This window comes from Corallococcus silvisoli, assembly GCF_009909145.1.
Classification (GTDB): domain Bacteria; phylum Myxococcota; class Myxococcia; order Myxococcales; family Myxococcaceae; genus Corallococcus; species Corallococcus silvisoli.
On the sequence record NZ_JAAAPJ010000025.1, the window covers coordinates 96,301 to 121,685 of the forward strand.

Below are 25,385 nucleotides of genomic sequence, written 5' to 3' on the forward strand. Positions count from 1 at the left end.
TCCACTCAAGACGCGAGCGGCTCCGGGACGCTGGGCCGGACCGGGTGCGGGGGTTGGAGCAACTGCTCCAGCGTCTTCGCGCCACGGCTGGAGGCATCGGCCTCCACGAAGGTGTGTTGCATGGCACGGGTTCGGGTCTGGAAGGCGGGGGTGCCGAGGATCGTGTCGATCTGCGCGCCCACCTGCTCCGCCGAGGCCTGCCGGATGTCTCCCCGCAGCCCGAGCCCGTGGTGGACGACACGGGCCGCGTTGCCCGGCTGGTCGAACATGAGGGGATACACAAGCATCGGAATGCCCAGACAGATGCACTCCTTGATGCTGTTGAGCCCGCCATGCGTGATCATGAGTGAGGCATGTCTCAGTGCGGCGATTTGCGGTACCCAATCCGTCACCGTGACATTGGGCGGAAGTGGGCCGAATGAGTCCGTCCGCAGATGCTTTCCCACGGCCATGAGCAGTCGACACTGGGGCCTGCGCGCGACGGCCGCGATGACGGACTGAAAGAAGGCATGGTGTCCACGCACCCGGTCTCCATGACTCCCCAGTGAACACAGGATGAGCGGCGCCTCGCCCGGAGGCAACGCCATGGGGAGCGGGGGCTCCACCCGCTCCAGATCCACGCAGGGGCCCAGGTAATGGACGTCCGAGGCCGCACGACGGAAGTCGAACTCGGGCGCGCTCATCACCAGGGTGGGGACCTGGAGGTGGGGGCCGATCTGGAGGTGCGTGTTGAAGTTGGCGGGAGGGGCGCCTGGATGGCTGCGATAGAACGCGCGGAGGCGTTCACGCATCTTCTCCTCGAACGGCAGGAACGTGCGCAGGTATTGCCCTTGCCAGGCGAGGCGGATCCGGAGCTTGGAGCCGAGGCCGCCCGTCGGGACGTGGTGCGAGTTCAACGGTGGGACCGACACATCCCGGTTCAACGCGAGATTGGTGCACAGCTGAAACGCGGGCACGCCCGCTTTGTGGGCCGCCAGGACCGGGAGAGGGAAGGTCGCATCGACCAGGAGCAGGTCGGCGCCGAGCCCTCTGATGCGAGACTCGAGCGTGGCTCCGAAGAGCGCCTCCGTGATGCGGAGCCCGTGCCGGTGGAGGACTTCCCGGATGATCTCCTTGCGGGCTCGGGGGGAGACATCGGGAGCGGCCAATTGTGAGTCCAGCTCCGCCTGACGCCCCTGGGGCATCGCCTCTTCGAAAACCGGGATGAAGGGCCAGGGCTGCCCGCGCAGGAAGGTCTGTCCGTCTGGTGGAGCCATGTAGAGAAGCTCGTGCCCGCGCGACGCCAACTGCCTGGCGAGCCCGTAGGTCGCATGGATGTGGCCGGCCTCCGGCAGGGGAAGAAAGACGATTCTCGCCATGACTCTGGAGGGTATCAGGATGGTAGAACGGGGGAAACCGGAAGATCGAGAACCTGAGAATGACGAAACCATCCGTGTCCGTCATCATCCCTGCATACAACGTGGAGGCATATCTGGGTGCCGCCATCGACTCGGTGTTTGAGCAATCACACCCGAGCCTTGAGATTGTCATCGTCGATGATTGCTCGCGGGACAGGACCGTGGAGGTCGCCGAGCGGTATCAGGACGCCCGGATTCGCGTCCTCCGGAACGAGCAGAACCAGGGGCCATCCCAGAGCCGGAACATCGCCATCGACCACGCGCAGGGTGAGTGGGTGGCCGTCCTGGATGCCGATGATTGGTGGAAGCCACAGCGTCTGGAGCGCCTGCTGGCGCTCGCTGAAACATCCCAGGCGGCCATCGTCTGTGATGATTTGCTGCTGGTCCCAGAAGGGGAGCCGCACCCCAAGGTGACCTTCTTCCAGACGCAGGCCCGGAGATGGGGACGGATTGAGAAGCCGTTCCAGGTGGATGCGCTGAAGATGGCGGTGGATGACTATGGGTTCCTGAAACCCATGTTTCGCAAGTCATTCCTCGATGCCAGGGAGCTTCGCTACAAACCCGCCCTGAGGGCCGGTGAGGACTTCGAGTTCCTGCTTCGCTGCCTGCTTGGGGGCGGCCAGATGGTTGTGTCGCACGAAGCGATGTACTGCTACCGCAGCCGGGCGGATTCGCTGACCGCGGATCCCGTGAAGTGTCTGACCCGCATCCTCGACATGGCGGATGAGCTGCTGGGCTCCCTGGATCCGCACGCGCATGGGCAGGTCGTCGAGGCGATGGGTCTCTATCGCGGCCGGAAGCAAGGGGAGCTGGAGGACGCGCGCTTCCGGGGGCCCCTTCAAAAGGGAGCGTGGGGGGAGTGCATGGCCTTGGCCTTGAGAAACCCCGCGAAGCTTCCGCGGTACATGCCGATGGTGGGTCGTCAGCTCCTTGCGTTGGCCGTCTCAAGGGCGCGCGGCGGCGCCGCGGCTCGCTGAGCACGCGGCTGGAAAATACTTCACAAAGCGAAGGTCGACATCGTGAGCTGGGTCAAGTCTGGGTACGACGTGATTGTCATTGGAAGCGGCCCGGGGGGGAGCACCCTCGCCCATGGGTTGGCTCGCCGTGATTGCAAGGTGCTGGTCGTCGAGCAAGGCGACTTCCTGAAGCCGGAACCGACTCGGGACGGACAGCAGACGACGTTCATCGGCGAGTACCAGCGACGCAGGATTCGCTACAACGTGGGCGGCGAATCGAAGTTCTATGGCGCGGCCCTCTACCGCTTGCGAGAGAGCGACTTCGGGGCGAAGCGCACGGAGCATGGAGAGTCGCCGGCCTGGCCCGTCTCCTATTCCGAACTCGAGCGATACTACGACGAGGGTGAGCGTCTCTACGCGGTCCACGGTTCCCCCGAAGGAGATCCCACCGAGCCGCCTCGCTCCAAGCCCTTCCCTCACGGGCCCATCGAACACGAGCCCTGGATCGCGGAGAAGGTGGAGCGTCTCCGGGCCTGCGGCGTTCCCGTGGGCTACATCCCCAAGGGCGTGGACCTGGGCCCCAACGGCCGATGCGTCCTGTGTTCGACCTGCGATGGCTACTACTGCCATCGCGACGCGAAGATGGACGCGGAGGTCGCGGCGTTGAGGCCCGCCCTCAAGACGGGCCGGGTGGAGCTCTGCACGGGAACAGAATGTCTCAAGGTGCTCACCACCCCTGACGGCCGTCGTGCCACCGGCGTCCTCCTCCGCCGCGGCAGCGAGGAGGTCGTGGTGCACGCGGACGTCGTGGTCGTGAGCGCTGGAGTCAAGGAGTCACCCTTGCTCCTCTGGCGCTCGCGGAGCGACGTTCATCCCAATGGCATTGGAAACGCCGGCGGTGCGCTGGGGCGTTATCTGGCCGGACATACGAGCGGCTTCATCTTTCCCTTCGTGGGACTCCGCGCGGTTCCGGAGCTCCATCAGAAGACCTTCGCCATCAATGCCTTCTACGAGGCGTCTGAGGATTCGCCCTATCCGCTGGGGGTCATCCAGGCGACCGGGCAGATCCCCATCTGGCAACAGGTGCATCCGCTCACCGCTCCGTTCGTCAAGTTCGTCGCGCGCCGGAGTCTGGTGTGTCTGCTGATGACGGAGGCGGTGGGGACCGCGGAGTCAGGCTTTGACTTCAGCGATGAGCAGATCGCGCGGGTCCACAATCCCCAGCCCAGCCGTGAGACGTACCGGAAGCTGCGGCGGACCGCCGTCTCTCTCTTCCATAAAGCCGGTTTTCGCTGGGTTCATGCCTCGGAACACTTCGATGCGCCGTGGCACATGGTCGGGACCGCGCGCATCGGGACGGATCCAAGGACCTCCGTGCTGGATCCAGAGTGCCGCGTCCACGGGGTCGACAACCTGTACGTGGTGGACGCGTCCAGCCTGCCCAGCGCGGGAGCCGTCAACACCACGCTCACCATCATCGCGCTCTCACTTCGGGCCGCGGAGACCCTCGCGCGGGGACAGCGTGGGGCCCGGGTGGAGGTGGCGTGACCCTTGATGGTGTCTCAGCCCGCCTTGGCGAGCGCGGCCTGTGACCCGGACAGGAAGTGCTCGAGGGTGGCCACATCCGCTTCCGTGGACTCCGCCTCGCGGAAGCAGCGGCTCATCCTCGCGAGCGCCTGGGCATGGGGGGGGCTCCCCACCACGGAGTCCAGGAGCGAGAGCAGGGCGCCGGACGTCAGGTGTTTCACCGTCCCCTGCACTCCGAGCCCATGGTGCACGAGGATCCGCGCCACGTCTGGCTGATCGTCCTTCAGCGGGAGCGCCACCATGGGGACGCCGAAATAGATGCACTCCTTCACGCTGTTGAATCCCCCATGGGTGATCATGGCCGCTGCCTTTCGCAGCAGTTTGATCTGCGGGGCGTGACGCACCGCCACGATCCGGGCCGGACCTCCGTCGAAGTTCGCCGGGTCGAGCTGGGCTCCCACGGCGAGGACGAACTGCCACTCCGGCCGCATCGCGGCCACCTCGCGCACCAGCTCCAGCACCCTGCGCGTCTGGCCGGACAAGGCCAGGGTGCCCAGGGAGAAGTAGATGAGCGGCCGGTCGTCCTGGAGCCGCTCCCAGGGAAACTCCGGCTCCTGCCGCTCCAGATCGATGGACGGCCCCAGGTGGTACACCCGCGCGCGACCCTCGGGGGTCTCGGGAGTGGCGAACTCCCTGGGGAAGAGCACCACGTCCCGCAGCAGGGGAAGCTGGAAGGGGGGGAAACCCACGGACTCCATCGGGCAGCCATGCTTGAGCGCCAGCCGCCGGTGGTACTCCTGGAAGCGCGGCACCAGCCCCACACGCCCGAGCAGGAACTCGAGCCAGCGCATCACCGTCGTCAGTCCGCTGAGCGGCGGCTTCCCTGCGCCCGTCGGCAGCAGATGCACCAGGTGCTGGGGGAGGGTGGTGTTCAGGCGTGCCACCGGGATCCCATGTCCATGGCACACGATGGACAGGTCGATCACCCGGTCATCGCAAAGGACCAGGTCCGGTCGAAGCGCCTGGAGCAGGCGGTCGTATTCACCATCCAGCGCGGCTTGAAGCACGGCGTTGCGGCGCTGGATGTGGTCGCGCGCGAGGCGGCGCAGCTCGCGGCCGCGCAGCTGGGACGCCTTGGCTGACATCTCCGCCACGAGGCCCTTTGGGAAGATGGAGCCGAAGACAGGGATGAACTCGAATCCCTCTCCCTGAAGCGCGGCCTCGATGTCCGGCAGGGAGCAGTAGACCACCCGGTGCCCGCGTGCCCGGAGCGCCTTCGCGAGCTTCAGGGTGGGGTTGATGTGGCCAGCGAGTGGAAGCGGAGCGAAGAGGATGGTGGCCATTCGGTTTCCGAGGTGTCCCCGCTTGGGCCCGCGGCGACAGTCGGACTTATACTCTGAGTCATAGCATGTCGACAGATGAGTGAAGCTGTCTGCCGATATCCGGAGCCACCCACACGCCGTGAGACATTGCCGAGGTCGCGGGCACGATGGATGCGTCCAGGAACGACGCATCCCGTCGTGGTGACTCATCCGCGAGGCTCGCGACGGGAGCGGGGCGGTGTCTGGTTTGAAGTCCTGCCGGCGGATGAGGTCATTCGAGCCGGGAGGTGGCGTTGATCCGCAGCTCCGTCGTCTTGAGGTTCGGATCCGCGGCGATGTCCGCCTCGTTGAAGAGGATGGGGCGCAGGTGCTTGGCGGAGAAGAGCGTGGTCTGATCCGCGAAGTGGGGTGACGCGGGGTCGGTGGACTCCGCGTAGGTGAGGACCGCGCTCGCGCGGGGACCCTCGGGCGTGAACTCCATCACCATCAGGAAGCTGGTCCCGAAGTCGACCAGATAGCCCTCGGACGTGAGCCCCGTTCCGGGGGAGAGCAGCGGGCCATGCGGTTGGGACTGGGGCAGCAGCGTCGCGTTCGCGCCCAGATAGCCGACGACATTGGTGACGCCCTCGAAGGCCGCACCGCCGTGGAGCGGCACCTTGTGGTCGCCCTTGCGCGCGAACTGCACCTCTCCCAGCTTCGCGCCCACCGCGATGCCCGCCTTGTTCAGGATCGCCACCGCCTCACCCAGCTTCTGGTTCACGGGATCCACCCCGGTCTCCGGCGCGGGGACCAGCCCGGCCGGCGTCACGGCCGCGTGGGCGGGATCGAACGGCCGTGCGAAGAGCACGCCCTGGTCCACCAGGTCCGAACGGCTGAAGCGGTTCAGGAACTCACGCCACACGATGGCGCCCTGGCGGTCCAGCTCCAGCCGGCCATCCCACGCCGCGAGCAACCGGCACGCCTCCGTGAGGTCCACCGGCTTGCCTTCGACCATGACGGGCCCGGCGCCCTGGCAGCGCTGCACCACCGCCGCGCGCAGCTGCTCCGCCACCCAGGTGCGGTTGCTCAGGATGGCCTGCTCCGCCTCCTCCCGCGTGAAGCGCCCGTCGCTCCCCGACGCCGCGGCTTCGCCCTGCTCGGCGATGAGCGTGAGGTTCATGTGCGAGCGCGGGCTCATGCGGCCTCGCGTCCCGAAGATCTCGTAGAGGAAGGGCAGGTTGAGCAGGGGCTCCGCGGGGTTGGTGAACGTCGCGGGATCATTCGCGTTCATCACGAAGTCGGTCCGGGACAGCTGCGGGATGGCGTTGATGGGCACCAGGCCCTTCGTCTCGCTGTCCAGGCCCACCCATTCGTCGCGGGACGTGCTGCCATCCAGGAGGATGAGTCCCAGCGCCGCGAAGACGGGCGCGTCCGGGGTGGTGTCGAGCGAGGCGCGGTAGGCCGCCACGGTGGTGGGGCTCAGGGAGGGGACTCGGGACGCGTCCACGTAGCGCGTGTGCCCATCCGCGCTCGCCAGGAGCGTGTTCACCCAAGGCGCGCCGCGCACGGTGCGCTCCACGCTGGCCGCCTCGTCGAGCGTGCGCGCCGTGTCCAGCCGCAGCCAGTGCTCCGCGAACAGGTTGTTGCTCTCCGTGGCGTCGCGCGCCGTGTAGGCGATCTCATGCGTCCAGTCGGCACCCGGGCCCGCGAGGAGGGGGCCGTAGTGGCTGCGCCAGTAGGTGCGCGTCTGCTGCGTCATCGCGCCCCCCTCTCCGCGCACGTCGACGGTGACGGTCTGGGACGTCATGTGCCGGACCTGTCCGTCATACACGTACGCCGTGGGGTCGCCGGGCACGAGCTTGAGCCGGTACAGCGTGAGGTGACTCGACGCCGTCACCGTGTGCGTCCACGCGAGATCGCGATTGAAGCCGATGTTGATGGCCGGTACGCCCAGCAGGGACACGCCATAGGCGTCGAGCTTGCCGGGGATGGTCTGGTGGCTCTCGTGGAAGCGGAGGCTGCCTTCCCACGGGAAATGGGGGTTGGCGATGAGCATGCCCCGGCCGCTGGCCGTCTTGTCACGGCCCAGCGCCCAGCCATTGCTGCCCAGCGCATCCTTCCGCGCCGGCAGTGCGAGCCCCCGCGAGTACGGGGCCTGGTTGCCCACCTCGCCGCTCGGCGGATGCGCATTCCCCACGTATCCGAGCAACGGCACCAGCGTGTCGAACAGCGAAAGGTCCAGGTGGTACGCCAGCAGATCGTACGCGCTGATGGGCTTCACCCAGGCCGCGCCCTTGCATGCCTCGGGGCGCTGCGCCGCCGGCACGTCCGCGAGGTACTGGTTGTAGCCCGCGGCGTAGCCCTGCACGAGCTCGCGCACCTCCGCGGACTGTTCGTTGAAGGTGGCCTCGGCGCGGGCCCTCAGCGCGAGCCCGCGGTAGGTGAAGTCGCTCTCGAGGAAGGCGTCCTGGGGGCCTCGGCCCAGGTAGCGTGCGCGCTCTCCGCGCACCTTGAGGAACTGGTCGGCCAGGATACAGACCGCGTCCTGCGCCTGCGCATAGCCGATGCCGGCGCCCAGGCCGCGGTACCCGTCGGCCTGGATGTGGGGAACGCCGTGCGACGTGCGGCGGATCGTCGCCCTCAAAGAGGTAGGCGCCGGTGGGTCTTCGTTCTTGCAACCACTGAACGCCGCCAGGGTCAGCAAAAGGGACAGGGAGAAGGGGAAGGTGCGCATGTCGGTTCAGCCTCTCGAGCGAGCGCGGAGAACTAATTCCGTTTAAACTTTTTATCCACGTCCTAAGGGATTACGTTCATGACAAGTCTGTCTCGAATGATAAATAATCCTTGAAATTCAAGATGTTCGTGTGTGTTGCTCAAAACGCGCCGAGCCCACCCCGGGGCCGCGCGAAAGAGAGCCCGCCATCCATGTCCCAGGCCGCATCCTCGTCCGTGAATGTTGATGCCCAGCGCATCGATCCTGACGCGCTGGCGATCCTCGAACGCCTTCGGGGCGGGGGATTCCAAGCCCTGTTGGTGGGTGGGTGCGTGAGGGACCTGCTGCTCGGGCGGACGCCGAAGGACTTCGACATCGCCACGGACGCGCGGGCGGATCAGATCCACGCCCTCTTCGAGGAGAGCCTGCTGCTGGGGGGCCGGGGGTCGGTCGTGGCGTTGGTGTTCCAGGGTGGGAAGCGGTTCGACGTGGCGACGCTGCGCCCCGTGCGCACGCCCGCGTCGACGCCGAGGGTGCCCATGGACGCGGACCTGGTGGCGGTGGCGCGCGAGGTCCCCGTGGGGACGGTGGCGCAGGACGCCGCCTCGCGTGACTTCTCCGTCAACGCGCTCTTCCATGATCCGTTCGAGGGCCGGACGCTCGACTTCGTGGGCGGGGTGGCTGACGTTCACGGCCGCGTGCTGCGGTCCCTGGGCGAGCCCGCCGCGCGCTTCCAGGATGATCCTTCACTGGTCTACCGGGCGCTGCGCATCGGCGCGCGGCGGGACCTCAGCGTGGAGCCCCGGACGTTGGAGGCGTTGCGCGACGGCGTCGCCGCGTTGCCGTCCAGCCCGCTCTCGCTGCGCATCCATGAGCTGCTGGAGTGCCTGGCCCTGGGCGTGGCCGGACTCTGCCTGCGGCGGATGCGGGAGCTGGACGTGTTGAAGCAGACGCTTCCGGCCTTCGCGCGGCTCGGTGCCGCCGGGTGGAATGAGCTGATCGCCCTGGGGGATGCGATGGACCGTTGGGAGGGAGAGGGACGCGCCCTCGGCCACCCGACACGCCTCGCGGCGCTCCTGCTCCCCCTGGCGCTGGCGGACTCGCCTCCCACGGGGGACTGGCTGCCGGCGGTGTCCGAGCTGGTCCCGACGGATGAGGGGGCGGAGCGTCACCCCCTGGTGGCGGACGGCCTCACGGTGCTGGCGGCGCAGGGGGTGCTGCGCCAGGGGCCGGACAGCCCGGGGGCCCGGGAGCTGCTGGGATCGCACCTGTTGTCGGAGTCGTTGGACGTGTTCGCGCTCTCAATCGAAGCCGTGGGTGGCGCGCGGGGTCCGCTGGACGCGTGGCGTGCGAGGCAAGGCACATGAAGCTGCTGTCGCTGTTGTTCCAGGCGTCTCGCGGACGCTTCCTGGCCTCGGTCCTGTCCGGCCTCATCTCCGGCGCCTGCGGGGCCGGGCTGATCGCGATGATCAACCGCACCCTGTCCCATGCGCAGGCCCAGGGGGCGCGGGAGGTGGCGCTCTTCGTCGGGCTGGTCGCCGTGGCGTTGGTGTCGCGCATCGCCGCGCAGGTGTGGATCAGCCAGATCAACCAGGACGCGCTCTTCGACCTGCGGCTGAAGACGAGCGCGCAGATCGCCCGCGCGCCCCTGCGGCAGTTGGAGGAGCAGGGCGCGCACCGGCTGCTGTCCGCGCTGACCGAGGACCTGTTCCATCTCACCAACGCCATGGCGATGCTGCCGCGGCTGGTCATCAACGCGTCCACGGTGTTCGGGTGCCTCATCTACATGGTGCTGCTGTCCCGGACGCTGCTGCTGGCGTTGGTCGTGTGCCTGGTGCTCGGCATCGCCACCTACCGGCTGTCCACCGCGCGGGCGCTGCGCGACATGCGCCGGGCGCGCGAGGTGCAGGACGAGCTGATGCTGCACTTCCGGAGCCTGACGGACGGCATCAAGGAGCTCAAGCTGCATGCCCGGCGGCGCGACGACTTCCTGTCCCGCGTCGTCGCGGACGCGGCCGGACGGGTGAAGGATCTCCAGCGGCGGGCCGCCACGGCGTTCGCGGTGGGCTCCAGCTGGGGGATGTTCCTGTTCTTCGTCGTCATCGGCGTGCTGCTCTTCCTCCTGCCCCAGCTCACGGAGGTGAACACGGCTTCCCTGGTGGGCTACACGCTCGCGGTGCTCTACCTCCAGCAGCCGCTCATGTCCCTGATGGAGGGCATGCCCCTCATCTCCCGGGGTCAGGTGTCGCACGTGAAGCTGGAGACCCTGGGCCTGTCCCTGTCGTCATCCGCGGAGTCAGCCCGGGACGCGCAGGCGGCGGTGGAGCCACGGCCGTCGTTCCAGACACTGGAGTTGAGGGGCGTCACCCACCGCTACCAGCGCGAGCACGATGACCAGACCTTCACCCTGGGGCCCGCCGACCTGGTGCTCCGTCCGGGAGAGCTGCTGTTCATCGTGGGGGGCAACGGCAGTGGGAAGACGACGCTCGCCAAGCTCATCACCGGCCTGTATTCGCCTCAGGAGGGAGAGATCCTCCTGGATGGCCAGCCGGTGACGGCCCAGACGGTGGAGCATTACCGCCAGCACTTCTCCGCGGTGTTCTCCGACTTCCACCTCTTCGACCGGCTGCTGGGCATGGACGGAGAGCTGTCCCAGGTGCAGGGCTTCCTGGAGCGCCTGAAGCTGGAGCACAAGGTCCGCCTGGACGGGAAGGCGTTCTCCACCACGGCGCTCTCGCAGGGCCAGCGCAAGCGGCTGGCCCTGGTGACGACGCTGCTCGAGGACCGCGCCATCTACCTCTTCGACGAGTGGGCGGCGGACCAGGACCCGGCGTTCAAGACCGTCTTCTACCGGGAGCTGCTGCCGGAGCTGAAGCGGCGAGGCAAGGCCGTGGTCGTCATCTCCCATGACGATCGCTACTTCGACGTGGCGGACCGCCTGCTGCGCGTCGAGTCCGGACGGCTCCTGAGTGACTGGGGCACCCGGGACTCGCTGGCCGCGTCCTGAGCCGGCTCAGGACGCCGTGACACACGGGCTGGGGGCTCGCGAGTACCAACCCGGCTGCTGTTTTCCGGCTGAGTAAGAAACGACCCAGGTTTTCTCGGATGGCTCATTGATCAATGAATCAAAACCTCTGTAGGAAACTCAGAAATACAGTTATTTCTTGCAGTTGAATGAGCCCGGTCTTCTCAAGCCCGTCACTTCTTCCGGATTACTCGACACACCCTCCGTTTCAGTCGCTGGTGGAGTTGCTCCAGCGACGCAGCGCCGAGGCTGCTCGCGCGTCCCGCTACACGTTCCTGGGTGAGACCGGTGACGTGGAGGTGTCGTGGACCCACGCGGAGCTGGAGCTGCATGCGCGGCGCATCGCGCTGGCGCTCGCGGAGGTAGAGCCTGGGGCTCGGGCGGTGCTGCTGTATCCGCCGGGGCTCGATTACATCGCGGGCTTCTTCGGCTGTCTCTACGCGGGGCTGGTGGCGGTGCCGGCGTATCCGCCGGACCCGTCGCGGTTGGAGCGCACGCTGCCCCGGTTGCGCGCCATCATCGAGGACTCGCGCGCGACAGTGGTGCTGACCACGTCCTTCATCCTGTCGATGAAGGATTTCCTGTTGGACCAGGCGCCGGAGCTGGGCGGGCTGCGCTGGGTGGGCACGGATGCCCTGGAGGCGGGGGCCGAGGAGGCGTGGCGCGCCCCGGTGGCGCGGCGGGACACGCTGGCGTTCCTCCAGTACACGTCGGGCTCCACGGGGACGCCCAAGGGCGTGATGCTCACCCACGGCAACCTGTTGCACAACCTGGAGGCCATCGGGCGCAGCTTCCGGGCGGGGGCCGACAGCACGGGCGTCATCTGGTTGCCGCCGTACCACGACATGGGGCTCATCGGCGGCATCCTGGAGCCGCTGTACGGTGGCTTCACCACGGTGCTGATGTCGCCGATCACCTTCCTGCGGCGTCCGCTCACGTGGCTGGAGGCCATCTCCCAGCACCGGGGCACCATCAGCGGCGGCCCCAACTTCGCGTTCGACCTCTGCGCGCGGCGCATCTCCGAGGAGGACCGGGCGCGGTTGGATCTCTCCTCGTGGGAGGTGGCGTTCTGCGGCGCGGAGCCCATCCGGGCGGAGACGCTGGAGCGCTTCACCCGGACGTTCGGTCCCCAGGGCTTCCGGGCCCGGTCGCTGTACCCGTGCTACGGCCTGGCGGAAGGGACGCTCATCGCCACGGGCGTGGAGCAGGGCGCGGGCGCGGAGTCGCTCGCGCTGGATGGCGAGGCGCTGGGCCGCTTCCGGGCGGAGCGGGTGGCGCCGGGAGCGCCGGGCGCGCGCGAGCTGGTGGGGTGTGGCCGCTCGATGCCGGATCAGTCGCTGCTCATCGTCGACCCCGAGGCCCGCACGCCTCGCGCGGACGGCGAGGTGGGGGAGATCTGGCTCCGGGGCGAGAGCATCGCGCAGGGCTACTGGCAGCGCCCGCGTGAGACGGAGGAGGCCTTCCAGGCGCGCCGCGCGGACGACGGTGACGGTCCCTTCCTGCGCACGGGCGATCTGGGCTTCGTCCTTCGGGGCGAGCTCTACGTCACCGGACGGCGCAAGGACCTCATCATCCTGCGTGGCCGCAACCACTACCCGCAGGACCTGGAGCTGACGGCCGAGCGCGCGCACCCGGCGATCCGTCCGGGTTCGGGCGCCGCGTTCAGCGTCGACGTCGCGGGCGAGGAGCGGCTGGTGCTCGTCCACGAGGCGGGCCTGCGTGAGGGCACGGACCCGGCCGTGGTGCTGGCGGCGCTGCGCCAGGCGCTCAGCGAGCAGCACGAGCTGCAACCCCATGCGCTGCTCCTGCTGGAGCCGGGCAGCATTCCGAAGACCTCCAGCGGGAAGATCCAGCGGCGCGCCTGCCGTGAAGGCTTCCTTGACGGGTCGCTGCGCGCCGTCGCGCAGTGGAGCGAGGGCACCGTCGCCGAGTCCCTGACGGGCCAGGGCGAAGCGCTCGCTCCGGGCAACACGGCCGAATCGCTCGGCGTCTGGCTGCGGGGCCGCGTGGCGGCGCGGTTGCGCGTCCGGCCCGACGAGGTGTCCTCCACCGAGCCCATCACCCGGCTCGGCCTGGATTCGCTCGCGGCCGTGGAGCTGAGCCACGACATCGAGAAGTCCTTGGGCGTCCATGTCCCCATGGAGGCGCTGCTCCAGGGCTCCAGCGTGGCGGAGCTGGCCGGTCGCGTGCTCGCGCAGCGCGCGGGGTCCGCCGCCTGGGGGCCCTCGCCCTTGAAGAACCGGGTCCGCGAGGCGCTGCCCGCGCTGTCGTTCTCCCAGCAGCGGCTGTGGTTCCTGGACGAGCTCGTCCGCGGCAGCCCCGCGTATCACATCCCCGTCGCGGTCCGGCTGGCGGGGCCGTTGGACATCCCGGCGCTCGAGCACGCGTTGGCCACGCTCGTGCGGCGCCACGAGACGCTGCGCACGACCTTCGTCAGCCGGGACGGCGTTCCCTCGCAGCGCATCGCCTCCGAGGCGGCCGTGGCCTTGCGCCACGTGGACGTGAGCGGGCGGGAGGCGCCGGCGGCGGAGACGGCGCGCGTGGCGCAGGCGGAGGCGGAGCGCCCGTTCGACCTGGAGACGGGCCCGCTGATGCGGGTGACGCTGGTGAAGGAGTCGGACGGCGAGCACGTGCTGGTGGTGGTGATGCACCACATCGTGTCGGACGGCTGGTCGATGGGCGTGATGGTGCGGGAGGTCGCGGCGGCGTACGAGGCGCGGGTGAAGGGAGAATCGCCAGCGGAAGGTGCGCTGGAGGTGCAGTACGCGGACTGGGCGGCGTGGCAGCGGGAGTGGCTGGAGGGCGGCGCGCTGGAGGAGCAGCTGGGGTGGTGGAGGCAGCGGCTCACGGGAGCGCCCGCGGCCCTGGAGCTGCCCACGGACAGGCCCCGGCCGGTCAACCCCACGTTCCGTTCCCACACCGTCACGGCGAGCCTGCCGCGCTCGCTCTCGCAGGCGGTGAAGGAGCTGGCGAAGCGTGAGGGCGTGACGCCGTTCATGGTGTTGCTGGCGGGATGGCAGGTGGTGCTGGCGAAGCACGCGGGGCAAGAGGACGTGAGCGTCGGGACGCCCATCGCGGGGCGGCAGCGTGTGGAGACGGAGGGGCTGATCGGCTTCTTCGTGAACACGCTGGTGCTGCGGACGAAGGTGGAAGGGGGGAGGAGCTTCCGGGAGCTGCTGGGGCAGGTGAGGGAGACGACGCTGGGGGCGTACGCGCACCAGGACGTGCCGTTCGAGAAGCTGGTGGAGGCGTTGCAGCCGGCGCGGGATCTCGGCCGCCATCCCCTGTTCCAGGTGATGCTCGCCTTCCAGCAGGACTCGCTGCCCGAGCTGAAGCTGCCCGGCCTCGCCCTGAGGTCCATGCCGCTGGACACCGGCGCGGTGAAGTTCGATCTGTCGCTGAACCTGTCCGAGACCGCGGAGGGCTTCACGGGGACGCTGGTGGGCGCCGCGGAGCTGTTCGACCGCGCGAGCACCGAACGGATGGTGCGCCACTGGCACACGCTGCTGGAGGCCGCGGCGGAGCGGCCCGAGCTGCGCGTGGAGGCGCTGCCGCTGCTGGACGCGGACGCTCGGCGCGCGGTGCTGGAGGCCTGGCCGGACGAGCGGTTGGACGCGGGGGACGACACGTGCCTGCACTCGCTCTTCGAGGCCGAGGCGGCCCGAGTGCCTGACGCCGTGGCGGTGGTGGGCGGAGGCCAGTCGCTGACGTACCGCGCGTTGGAGCAGGGGGCGAATCAGCTCGCCGGCGCGCTGCGGGCGATGGGCGTGGGCCGGGATTCGCGCGTGGGCCTGTGCATGGACCGGCGTGCCGACGCGATGCGCGGCCTGCTGGGCATCCTCAAGGCGGGGGGCGCATATGTTCCGTTGGATCCGGCGAACCCGGGGGAGCGGTTGCGCCTGATGCTCGACGAGGCGCGCGTGGACGTCGTGGTGACGACCCGCGAGCTTGCTTCTCGCTTCGACGGTCACGCGGGTCCGCTCGTGCTGTTGGAGGAGGGGGACACCGCGTTCGCGTCCTTCCCCGCGGACGCGCCGCCCTCGGAGGGCGCGCTGCCCTCCAACCTCGCCTACGTCATCTTCACCTCGGGCTCCACCGGCCGGCCCCGGAGCGTGGGCATCGAGCACCGTCAGATCGTGCGCTACGTGCGCGGACTCGTGCGGCGTCTGGACCTGGCGAGGGGCGCGTCCTTCGCGTCCGTCTCCACGCTGGCGGCGGACCTGGGCCACACCGCGCTGTTCCCCACGCTCGCGCGGGGCGGCACCGTGCACCTGGTGGACACGGAGACCGCCTCCGACGCCGCGGCGCTGGGCGCGTACTTCGAGCGGCACGGCGTGGAGGGGCTGAAGATCGTCCCCTCGCACCTACGGGCCCTGCTGGCGTCGGAGTCTCCGGCGCGCGTGCTGCCTCGGCGCTGGCTGGTGATGGGCGGCGAGTCCTCCGACTGGGCGCTGGTGGATCAGGTGCGCTCGCTCGTGCCCGGCTGCGCGGTGTTCAACCACTACGGCCCCACGGAGACCACCGTGGGCGTGCTCACGCTGCCCGCGTCGGAGATCGCGCGCGAGGCCCGCTCCGTCGCCGTGCCGCTGGGCCGGCCGCTGCCCGAGGTCCGGGCCTACGTGCTGGACGCGGGCCTGCGGCCCGTGCCTCCAGGCGTGGCGGGAGGGCTCTACATCGCGGGCGGCACGGTGGGCCGGGGCTACCTGGGCCGGCCGGAGCTCACCGCCGAGCGCTTCATCCCGTCTCCGTTCGCGAAGGCGCCCGGTGAGCGCATGTACCGCACGGGCGACCGCGCGCGGCTCGGGGCTGATGGCACCATCGTGTTCCTGGGCCGCGAGGACGACCAGCTCAAGGTGCGCGGCTTCCGCGTGGAGCCCGGTGAAGTAGAGGCGGTGCTCAAGCAGCACCCCGCGGTCATGGAGGCGGTGGTGGTGGCTCGCGAGGCGGGGGCCGGTGAGCGGCGCCTCGTGGCATACGCGGTGCCAGCGCCCGGCAGCGGCGTGGGCGCCGACGCCCTCAAGGCCTTCCTCGAGGCGCGGCTGCCGTCGTACCTGGTTCCTTCCGCGGTGGGCGTGCTGGAGGCCCTGCCGCTCACCGCCAACGGCAAGGTGGACCGCCGCGCCCTGCCGGAGCTGGGCGTGGCCGTACGTGCGGAGTCCTCCGGACCGGGCACGCCCTTCGAAGCGCTGCTCGCCTCCGTCTGGACGCAGGTGCTGGGGGTGCCCGACGTGGGCCCCGGGGACGACTTCTTCGAGCTGGGCGGCCACTCGCTGCTGGCCACCCGGACGGTGTCCCGCATCCGCTCCGTCTTCCGGGTGGACCTGCCGCTGCGTGCGCTGTTCGAGACGTCGAAGTTGGGCGCGCTCGCGCGGCGGCTGGAGGCGCTGTCCCGCACGGGGCTGGAGACCGTGCGGCCCCCTGTCGTCCCGGTGCCACGCGTCCAGCCGCTGCCGCTGTCCTTCGCGCAGCAGCGGCTCTGGTTCCTCGACCGGCTGGAGCCGGGCGACGCCCTCTACAACGTCCCCGCGATGCTGTGGCTGGAGGGCGCGCTCGACGCGGCGGCACTGGAGCGCTCCCTGGCGGAGATCCTCCGGCGCCACGAGGTGCTGCGCACGACGTTCCATGAAACGCCGGACGGCGCGGTCCAGCGGGTCTCTCTGCCGCCTGGACGCGCGCTGACCCACGTCGATCTGCGTGGCCTGGCTCACGACGCACGCGATGTCCGGGCGCGCGAGTGGGCGCGCGAGGACGCGGCGCGGCCCTTCGATCTCGTCGAGGGACCGCCGGTGCGCATGTCACTGCTGGCGCTGCGGGACGACCTGCACGTGCTGGTGCTCGTGATGCACCACATCGTGGCGGACGGTTGGTCCCTGGGCGTGCTCGTCCGCGAGCTGGGGGCGCTCTACGGGGCGTTCACGCAGGGCCGCGCGTCCGGCCTGCCGGAGCTCGCGGTGCAGTACGCGGATCACGCGGTCTGGCAGCGCGGTTGGCTCCAGGGGGACGTGCGGGAGGCCCAGCTCGCCTGGTGGCGTGAACAGCTGCGGGACGCGCCGCGCGTGCTGGACCTGCCCGTGGCCCGCCACCGCCCGAAGGTGCGCACGTCGCAGGGCGCCCAGGCCACCCACGTGCTGCCGCGCGCCATGGCGGAGGCCGTGCGCCAGCTCGCGCTGCGCGAGGGCGCCACGCCCTTCATGGTGCTGATGGCCGCGTTCCAGGCGCTGCTGCACCGCTACACCGGCCGGACGGATCTGCTGGTGGGCACGGACATCGCCAACCGCCACCACGCGGAGACGGAGGCCCTGGTGGGCTTCTTCGTCAACCAGGTGGTGCTTCGCACCCGCCCGGCCCCCGCGCTCGCCTTCCGGGCGCTCCTGGCGCAGGTGCGGGAGGCGGCCCTGGGGGCCTATGCCCACCAGGACCTCCCCTTCGAGGAGCTGGTGCGGGACCTGAACCCGGAGCGCAGCCTGGGCGCGTCGCCGCTGTTCCAGGTCAAGCTCATCTTCCAGAACGCGCGCGACGCGGAGCTGGCCCTGCCCGGCATGTCCCTGCGGGTGGAGTCCATCGACCCGGGCGCGTCGAAGTTCGACCTCACGGTGGCCTTCAGCGACACCCCGGAGGGCCTGTCGGGCCTCTGGGAGTACAGCACCGACCTCTTCGACGCGGCGACGGTGGCGCGGATGCAGGAGCACCTGCGCACGCTGCTGGAAGGGGCCCTGGCCCGGCCCGATGGCCGGTTGGACGTGCTGCCGCTCTTGACGGACGGGGAGCGGACCACGCTGCTGGACACGTGGAACTCCGCCACGCTCGAGACGGGGGACCTGCGACGCGTCCACCGGCGCTTCGAGGCCACCGTGGAGGCCTTCGCTGGCGCACCCGCGCTGCTGTTCGAGGGGCGCACGGTGAGCTACCAGGAGCTCGATGCGCGGGCCAACGCGCTCGCCCGCCACCTGCGCGCGCAGGGCGTGGGGCTGGAGACGCGCGTGGGCATCTGCCTGGAGCGCTCGCCGGAGCTGGTCGTGGCCATGCTCGCGACGCTCAAGGCCGGGGGCGCCTTCGTGCCGCTGGATCCCGCGTACCCGAGCTCCCGGCTGGCCTTCATGCTGGAGGACTCCGCGGTGCCCGTCGTGGTGACCCGCTCCGAGCTGGCGGATGAGCTGCCGGAGGTGGGGGCCCACCTCGTGTGCCTGGACGAGGACGCCGCCCGGCTGGCGGCGCTGCCCGTCACGCCGTTGGAGGACGCGGGCGCGCCCGGACATCTGGCGTACGTCATCTACACGTCGGGCTCCACGGGCCGCCCCAAGGGCACGCTGCTGACGCACGGTGGCCTCTGCAACACCGCCGTGGCCGTGGCGCGCGCGCATGGCGTCCACCCCGACAGCCGCGTGTTGCAGTTCGCCTCCAGCAGCTTCGACGCCGCGGTGTGCGAGGTCTTCTCCACGCTGCTGTGTGGCGCGTGCCTGGTGCTGACGCCGAAGGACTCGCTCCTGCCGGGGCCCGCCCTGGCGCGGACGCTGGCCGAGCACGCCGTCACCACCGTGACGCTGACGCCGTCGGTGCTGGCGCAGCAGTCCCCGGATGAGCTGCCCGCGCTCCAGACGGTCATCTCCGCGGGCGAGGCCTGCCCTCCGGAGGTGGTGCGGCGGTGGTCGCCGGGCCGGCGCTTCATCAACGCGTATGGCCCCACGGAGATCACCGTGTGCGCCACGCTGACGGACGGACCGCTGTCGTCGGAGCGGGTGACCATCGGCGGGCCGCTCGCGAACGTGCGTGTGTACGTGTTGTCTCCCGCGCTCGAGTTGGTGCCCGAGGGCGTTCCCGGCGAGCTGTACGTGGGCGGGGCGGGCGTGGGGCGCGGCTACCTGGGCCACCCGGCGCTCACCGCCGAGCGCTTCGTTCCGGACCTGTTCGCCACGGAGCCCGGCGCACGGCTGTACCGCACGGGCGACCGGGCGCGGTGGGTGGAGGGCGGCGCCCTGGAGTTCCTGGGGCGCACGGACGCGCAGGTGAAGGTGCGCGGCTTCCGCATCGAGCTGGAGGAGGTGGAGGCGGTGCTGGGCGCACAGCCCGGCGTCCAGGCGGCGGCGGTGGCGGTGCGCGAGGAGGCGTCCGGCGTGCGTCGGCTGGTGGGCTACGTGGTGCCCGCCGAAGGCGTCAGTCCCGACGAGACCGCGCTGCGCGAGGGGCTCCGGCGGCGATTGCCGGAGCACATGGTGCCGTCGGCCTTCGTCGTGCTGGACGCGTTGCCGCTGTCGCCCAACGGCAAGGTGGATCGCGGCGCCCTTCCGGCGGTCGGTGGCCGCCCGGCGCGCGAGGCGTCGTCCTTCGTGGAGCCCTCCACGCCCGCGGAGCGGCTGCTGGCCTCCATCTGGGCGCAGGTGCTGCGCGTGGAGCGGGTGGGCGCGGACGACAACTTCTTCGAGCTGGGCGGCGACTCCATCATCAGCCTCCAGGTCGTCGCGCAGGCGCGGCGCGCGGGCCTCGCCCTCACGCCCAAGCAGCTCTTCGAGCACCAGCGGTTGCGGGATCTGGCCGCGGCCGCCCCGCTGGAGGCCAGCCCGGACGCACCGGATGCGGGACCGGTCTCGGGGACGGTGCCGATCACCCCCATCCAGCGGTGGTTCCTCGAGCAGCAGTCTCCTTCGCCGGGGCACTACAACCAGGCGGTGCTCCTCTCCGCTCGTGAACCCCTGGACGCGGGGCTCGTCGAAGCGACGCTGCGGGCGCTCTGGCGGCACCACGACGCGCTCCGCCTGCGCTTCACGTCCGGTTGTGACGGCTGGTCGCAGCAGCACGCCGCGCCGGACGACGCGGTGACGTTCCTCGTCCGCGAGGACCTGTCCGGCCTCGCGGAGGACGCGCGCGAGGCGCGGCTCACGCAGGTGGCCACCCGCGTCCAGTCGGGCCTGGACCTGAGCGCGGGACCGCTCATGCGGGCGGTGCTCTTCTCGATGGGCGCGGGACAGCCCGCGCGGCTGCTCTGGGTCATCCACCATCTGGTGGTGGACGGCGTGTCGTGGCGAACGTTGCTGGAGGACTTCGAGGCCGCCTATCTGGCGCTGCGCGATGGCCTGGCGCCCGCGCTGCCCGCGCGCACCACGTCCTTCAAGGCGTGGGCGGAGCGGCTGGAGACGTACGCCCTTTCGGACGCGGTGTCCGCGGACGCCGAGGCGTGGCTGGCGCAGTCGCGGATACCGGTGGAGCCCCTGCCGCTGGAGGGTCCCGGGGGGACGAACACCGTGGCCTCCGCCCGGACGGTGGCGGCGGAGCTGGACGCGGAGACGACCCGGCTGCTGCTGCGCGAGGCGCCCACGGCGTGGCGCGCCCGCGTGGACGAGGTGCTGTTGTCCGCGGTCGCCCGCGCCCTGGGCCAGGTCCTGCGCGTGGGCCGCGTGCGCATCACCCTGGAGGGGCATGGCCGGGACGTGGCGCTGCCGGGCGTGGACGTGTCGCGCACCGTGGGCTGGTTCACCGCCGCGTACCCGGTGGTGCTCGACGTGGCGGGCCACGCGGCGGAGGGCGACCTGCTGCGCGCCGTGCGCGACTCGGTGCGGACGGTGTCGGGCCGGGGCGCGTCCTACGGGATGCTGCGCCACCTGCGCACGGATGACGTCGCACGGCTGCTGGGGGCGCAGCCCGCGCCCGCGGTGGCCTTCAACTACCTGGGACAGTTCGACGGGCTGGCGGCGGGCATGACGCTGCTGGAGCCCGCGACCGGGAGCACCGGCCTGTCGCGCGCGCCTGACGCGACCCGGACGGAGGTGCTGTCGGTGGGGGCCCGGGTGCTGGACGGACGCCTGCGCCTGGAGTGGACGTACAGCGAGCACCTGCACCAACGCGCCACGGTGGAGGCGCTGGCCGGGGCGAGCCTGGAGACGTTGAGGGCGCTGGTGGCCCTGCGCGCGAGCCCGGAGACCCTGCGCTACACGCCGGCGGACTTTCCCCTGGCGCGTCTCTCGTCCGACGCGCTGGCGCGCATCCTGCCGCCGGGGGAGGCGGTGGAGGACGTCTATCCGCTGTCTCCGCTCCAGGAGGGCCTGCTCTTCCACGGCATCCTGGCGCCTGAGTCGGGTGCGTACTTCGAACAGGTGAGCTGTTCCTTCCACGCGCCCCTCAACGTCCAGGCCTTCCACCGCGCGTGGCAGGAGGCCGTGGCGGGCGAACCGGTGCTGCGCACCGCCTTCCGCTGGGAAGGGCTGGAGCGCCCGCGGCAGGTGGTGCTCGCGCGCGGGGAGCTGCCCTGGCGAGAGCTGGACTGGCGGGGCCTGCCGCCGGAGGAGCAGGAGGCGCGGCTCGTCCAGCTTCGCGCGGAGGACCGGGCGCGGGGGTTGGACCTCACGCGGGCACCGCTCATGCGCATGTCGCTCATCCGCGTGGACGCGCGCGTGCACCACCTGGTGTGGAGCTTCCACCACCTGCTGATGGACGGCTGGAGCGTGGGCCTGCTCCTGCGGCGCATCTTCGCCCTCTACGAGGCCTTCGGTCAGGGCCGGGTGCTGCCGAAGGGGGAGGGCGCGACGTTCCGCGACTACATCGGCTGGCTCCAGCGGCAGGACCTGGGCCGCGCCGAACGCTACTGGCGCGAGGCGCTGGCGGGCTTCACCCAGCCCACGCCGTTGCCAGAGGACCGGGGCGTGGGCCGCTCCAGCGACACGCGCGTGTTGCGGCGGCTGTCGCTGTCCGCGACCGCGACCTCGGCGCTCCAGGAGTTCGCGCGCCAGCAGCAAGTCACGCTCAACACGCTGGTGCAGGCGGCGTGGGGGCTGATGCTGGGGCGCTGCTCGGGTCTGGAGGACGTCGTCTTCGGTGCGACCGTGTCCGGGCGTCCGCCGGAGCTCGAAGGCGTGGAGTCCACGGTCGGCCTGCTCATCAACTCGCTGCCGGTCCGCGTCCGAGGGGCGGGGGACGCGGTGCTGGGGCCCTGGCTCCAGGCGTTCCAGCAGCGGCAGGCCGAACAGCGCCAGTACGAGTTCAGCCCGCTGGTGGAGGTGCAGGGCTGGAGCGGGTTGCCGCGGGGGGCGTCGCTCTTCGAGGCGCTGCTGGTGTTCGAGAACTACCCGCTGGACGCCGCGGTGTGGGAGTGGGCGCGCGACCTGGAGGTCCGCGGCTTCGTGGTGAGCGAGTGGACGAACTACCCGCTCACGTGCGTCGTCGTCCCGGGGCGGGAGCTGGAGTTCAAGCTGCTGCACGACACGGGGCGCTTCGCCCCGGAGTCCGCTGACGCGATGTTGCGCCACCTGGGCGCCTTGCTGGAGTCCTTCGTGTCGCATGCGGAGGCGCGGCTGGACAGCCTGCCCATGCTGTCGGCGCAGGAGCGCCAGCAGGTGCTCGCGTGGGGACAGCCTCGGGCCCCGGTGTTCGACCGGGAGCCTTGCATGCACCAGCGCTTCGAGGCCTGGGCCGCGCGGACGCCGGACGCCGTGGCGGTGACGTACGAGCAGGCTTCGTTGACGTATGGGGAGTTGAACCGCCGGGCCAACCAGCTCGCGCACCACCTGCGCCGTCAAGGCGTGGGGCCCGAGGTGCGCGTGGGCCTGTGCGTGGAGCGCTCGCTGGAGATGCTGGTGGGCCTGCTGGGAATCCTGAAGGCGGGCGGCGCGTACGTGCCGTTGGATCCGTCGTACCCCGCGGAGCGGCTCGCCTTCATGCTGGAGGACGCGGACGTGCCGCTGCTCCTCACCCAGGAGCGGCTGGTCGCGACCTTGCCCGCGGACCGCCCGGTGTTCCGGCTGGACGCGGACTGGTCGCGCGTCGCTGGCGAGTCCACGCAGGATCCGGCCCCGCTGGCGACGGCGGAGAACGGCTGCTACGTCATCTACACGTCGGGTTCGACGGGGCGTCCCAAGGGCATGCAGATTGGCCATGCCCAGGTCACGCGCCTCTTCACCTCCACGGCGCCGTGGTTCTCCTTCGGCCCGGACGAGGTGTGGACGCTGTTCCACTCGTACGCGTTCGACTTCTCCGTCTGGGAGATCTGGGGCGCGCTCATCCACGGGGCGCGGCTGGTCGTCGTGCCCTATCTGGTCAGCCGTTCACCCGAGGCCTTCCACGCGCTGGTCGTCGAGGAAGGGGTGACGGTGCTCAACCAGACGCCCTCCGCGTTCCTCCAGTTCGTGCAGGCGGACGGCGCTCGGCCGCCCGGTGCCCCGACGCGGCTGCGGTGGATCATCTTCGGCGGCGAGACGCTGGAGTTCTCCAGCCTGAAGACCTGGTTCGACCGGCACGGTGATGCGCGTCCGCGGCTGGTGAACATGTATGGCATCACGGAGACGACGGTCCACGTCACCTACCGGCCGCTGTCCGCCCACGACGCGAGCGGCGCGCAGCCCAGCAGCGTGGGCGTGCCCATCCCAGACCTCCAGGTGTACGTGCTGGACGCGCGAGGCGATCTGGCGCCCGTGGGCGTTCCGGGTGAGCTCTTCGTGGGCGGTGAAGGACCCGGCCGGGGCTACCTGAAGCGGCCGTCACTGACGGCGGAGCGCTTCGTGCCGGATCCGTTCTCCGGACGCCCGGGCGCGCGGCTGTATCGCACGGGTGACCTGGGGCGCTGGCGCTCGACGGGGGAGCTGGACCACCTGGGCCGCATCGACCACCAGGTGAAGCTGCGGGGCTTCCGCATCGAGCTGGGGGAGATCGAGTCCGCGCTGCGCGCCCAGCTCAGCGTCCGCGACGCGGCGGTGCTGGTGCGGACGGTGGCGGGGGACGCGCGGCTCGTGGCCTACGTGACGGCGCGGGATGACGCGCATGTGGATCCCTGGGAGTTGCGGCGCGTGCTGCGTGAGCGACTGCCCGACTACATGGTCCCGCAGGCGATCGTGCCGCTCGCGGCGTTCCCGCTCACGTCCCACGGAAAGCTGGCGCGTGAGGCGTTGCCCCTGCCGGAGTTGGTGGAGGCCGACACGCCCTCCACCTTCGAGGCGCCAAGGACGCCGACCGAAGAGCTGCTCGCGGACATCTGGGCCTCCGTGCTCGGCGTGGCGCGGGTGGGTCGCGGCGACGACTTCTTCGAACTGGGCGGGCACTCCCTGCTGGCCACCCAGGTGATGTCGCGGTTGCACGCGGTGTTCCCCGTGAACGTGCCACTCCGGGAGCTCTTCGAGCACCCCACCGTGGCCGCGCTGGGACAGTGGCTGGATGCGTCGCTGGGTGCGCGGAGGGAGACGGGTTCCGACGCCCTCGCCCCGTTGAAGGCCCGGAGCCGCGACGGACTCCTGCCGCTGTCGTTCGCGCAGCAGCGGCTGTGGTTCCTGGATCGGCTCACCCCGGGAAGCGCCGCGTACAACATCCAGGCCGCGCTGCGCTTGAAGGGGCCGCTGGATGTCGCCTCGCTGGAGCACGCCTTCACGCGCGTGGTCCAGCGGCACGAATCCCTGCGCACGACGTTCGGCGCGGTGGAGGGACGGCCGTTCCAGCGCATCACTTCCGAGGCAAGCGTTTCGCTGACTCACGTGGACGTGAGCGGGCGCGAGGACCGGGAGGCGGAGACGGCGCGGCTGGCCGCGGAGGAGGCGGGCCGCCCGTTCGACCTGGAGGCGGGGCCGCTGATGCGCGCCTTGCTCGTGAAGGAGGGCGAAGGTGAACACGTGTTGGTGCTGGTGATGCACCACATCGTGTCGGACGGCTGGTCGATGGGCGTGATGGTGAGGGAGGTGGGGGAGGCTTACGCGGCACGGGTGAAGGGCGAGTCACCGTCGGAAGGTGCGCTGGAGGTGCAGTACGCGGACTGGGCGACGTGGCAGCGCGAGTGGCTGGAGGGCGGCGCGCTGGAGGAGCAACTGGGGTGGTGGCGGCAGCGGCTCGCGGGAGCGCCGGCGGCCCTGGCGCTGCCCACCGACCGGCCTCGGCCTGTCGTGGCCTCGACGTCGGGCGCGAGCCTGGACGTGAGGTTGCCGCGTGAGGTGTCGGAGGCGGTGAAGGAGCTGGCGAAGCGTGAGGGCGTGACGCCGTTCATGGTGTTGCTGGCGGGATGGCAGGTGGTGCTGGCGAGGCACGCGGGGCAGGAGGACGTGAGCGTCGGGACGCCGATCGCGGGGCGGCAGCGTGTGGAGACGGAGGGGCTGATCGGCTTCTTCGTGAACACGCTGGTGCTGCGGACGAGGGTGGATGAGGGAAGGAGCTTCCGGGAGCTGCTGGGGCAGGTGAGAGAGGCGACGCTGGGGGCGTACGCGCACCAGGACGTGCCGTTCGAGAAGCTGGTGGAGGCGTTGCAGCCGGCGCGGGACCTCGGCCGTCATCCCCTGTTCCAGGTCCTCTTCACGTTGCAGAACACCCCGACGTCGCCGTGGGCAGTGCCAGAGCTGTCAGCGGCTCCATATCCGCTGTCGCGTCACGCGTCGAAGTTCGACCTCGCGCTGGCCCTCACCGAACAGGCGGGCGGCTTCACTGGCTCCGTGGAGTACAGCACGGACCTGTTCGACGAGCGGACAGTGCAGCGGTGGATGGAGGGTTTCGAGCGGGTGGTGAAGGCGC

Annotated in this window: 8 protein-coding genes; 5 read left to right on the forward strand and 3 right to left on the reverse strand. The window is 70.5% G+C overall.

Going from position 1 to position 25,385, the window contains the following annotated elements; all coding sequences use genetic code 11:
* Positions 1–5 precede the first annotated feature (5 nt).
* Positions 6–1,430, reverse strand: coding sequence for a glycosyltransferase (locus GTY96_RS34355; RefSeq protein ID WP_161666932.1), 1,425 nt, complete (start codon positions 1,428–1,430; stop codon positions 6–8).
* Here GTY96_RS34355 and GTY96_RS34360 point away from each other — a divergent pair.
* Positions 1,418–2,374 (forward strand): glycosyltransferase family 2 protein, encoded by a 957-nt coding sequence (locus tag GTY96_RS34360; RefSeq protein WP_161666933.1) that lies wholly within the window; start codon positions 1,418–1,420, stop codon positions 2,372–2,374. The two genes, GTY96_RS34355 and GTY96_RS34360, sit on opposite strands and share 13 nt — an antisense overlap.
* A gap of 42 nt (positions 2,375–2,416) precedes the next feature.
* Entirely contained in the window at positions 2,417–3,901 is a 1,485-nt protein-coding gene (locus tag GTY96_RS38650; protein WP_143900560.1) for a GMC oxidoreductase, read from the forward strand.
* A 14-nt stretch (positions 3,902–3,915) separates the two neighbouring features.
* Here the strand turns inward: GTY96_RS38650 and GTY96_RS34370 are convergent, their stop codons facing one another.
* A complete protein-coding gene (locus tag GTY96_RS34370; RefSeq protein WP_161666934.1) occupies positions 3,916–5,223 on the reverse strand; it encodes a glycosyltransferase in 1,308 nt (435 codons plus the stop codon).
* A gap of 250 nt (positions 5,224–5,473) precedes the next feature.
* Positions 5,474–7,915: a penicillin acylase family protein gene (locus tag GTY96_RS34375; protein ID WP_161666935.1), complete on the reverse strand. Its 2,442-nt coding sequence runs from the start codon at positions 7,913–7,915 to the stop codon at positions 5,474–5,476.
* Between the two features lie 191 nt (positions 7,916–8,106).
* On the opposite strand from GTY96_RS34375, the gene GTY96_RS34380 reads away from it, so the two are divergent.
* The 3 genes from GTY96_RS34380 to GTY96_RS34390 all read left to right on the forward strand — a co-directional run.
* A complete protein-coding gene (locus tag GTY96_RS34380) occupies positions 8,107–9,261 on the forward strand; it encodes a hypothetical protein (RefSeq protein WP_161666936.1) in 1,155 nt (384 codons plus the stop codon).
* Positions 9,258–10,901: a cyclic peptide export ABC transporter gene (locus tag GTY96_RS34385; protein WP_161666937.1), complete on the forward strand. Its 1,644-nt coding sequence runs from the start codon at positions 9,258–9,260 to the stop codon at positions 10,899–10,901. Before GTY96_RS34380 ends, GTY96_RS34385 begins: the two co-directional genes overlap by 4 nt.
* 242 nt (positions 10,902–11,143) lie before the next feature.
* Positions 11,144–25,385 (forward strand): non-ribosomal peptide synthase/polyketide synthase (locus GTY96_RS34390; protein WP_161666938.1); only part of this gene is annotated, 14,242 nt, incomplete at its 3' end.